Raw genomic sequence first — 1,300 nt, 5'->3', positions numbered from 1 at the left:
CCGGGTGGACTATGGTTGCTCCCACAGTGGTGGGAACAGGTGGAGATTTCATTCAGCTTACTCCGGATGTTAACGATAATTCCGGATCGATTCGTCTGAATGAACCCATCAACCTTAAATATTGCGACAAATGGAGAGTAGAATTCGACTTCAGAATGGATTCCAACCAAACCTATAACGGCGACGGAATCGCATTTTGGTACCTTCAAAACCCACCCATTGCAAGTGTACTGGGCTCCGGAATCGGTGTTTCCCAGAATGCAATCGGCCTGGTTGTAGGTTTTGACTCTTACAACAACGCCTCAGGAAGCTCAGGAATGAGCAAAGTACATGTCGGTTACGGGCAAATACCCAACACAACAGACACCAACAACGTAGAATTCTTCAATGTTCCCGGAAGCTCCTTCCACTCCCCGGATCTTAATCTTACCCATCCTTTCCAGGGAACAACCTACAAACACGTTGAAGTAACGGCAGAAGTAGATCCCGCAGCTCCCGCAAACTGGATCATCAAAATAACTCTCGACGGTGCATTGATCTGTAACCAGTCTTTTGCTCCTTCAGGAGCAGCGGCGGCAATGACGATCGGATATTTCGGGTTTTCAGCTTCCACAGGAGGCGCCAGATCCAGGCATTCTATTAAAAATGTAAAAGTTTTCGTAGATAAAATCCCATTGTTACAAGGTGCCATTACGAAAAATATCTGCCCCGATCTTACAGGAATGGCTACCGTAGATTTAACTTCATTGAATTCTCAATTGACTGCAACTCCCACCAATTATAACTTTACCTACTTGACAGGAGGAGCTCCAATCGCCAATCCTACCAACTTTCAATACAATGCCGATACAACGGTTTCTGTGATCATCAAAGATCCGACACAGGTATTGTGTGATAATAACGATGCTACAATCACCTTAAAAGTCGCTCCCACAGTCACAACCACAGATGCTTCTTTAAGATCTTGCCCCATTGAAACAAAGCCTTCAACAGGATTATTCAACCTTACAACAGCTTCCGTAATCGGAACATCAGGAGTGACCAAAGAGTATTATCCTTCATTAACCGATGCTCAGAATCAGACCAATGCCATTGCAGATCCTGTTAATTACATCGCTCCGACGGGAGTCGTTTACATCAGAGTAATCAACGCTTTCGGATGTTTTGATATTGCTAAAGTGACATTACAGGTCATTTCACAGGTTTTCTCTAATGTTCTGGAAGATAAAATTATTTGTATTGAAGATAAAACAACCCTAGATGCAGGTCCCGGATTTACAGCCTACCAATGGAGCACAGG

1 protein-coding gene is annotated in these 1,300 nt (G+C 44.1%); it reads left to right on the top strand.

The window, feature by feature from the left end; all coding sequences use genetic code 11:
- Positions 1-1,300 (top strand): L-type lectin family protein (locus ABD745_RS08315; RefSeq protein WP_425549787.1); only part of this gene is annotated, 1,300 nt, incomplete at both ends.

Origin of the sequence: Chryseobacterium ginsenosidimutans (assembly GCF_039536845.1) — a bacterium.
GTDB classification, from domain to species: domain Bacteria; phylum Bacteroidota; class Bacteroidia; order Flavobacteriales; family Weeksellaceae; genus Chryseobacterium; species Chryseobacterium ginsenosidimutans_B.
The sequence above is the reverse complement of the archived record's forward strand: the minus strand, read 5'-3'. Positions and strand labels throughout refer to the sequence as shown.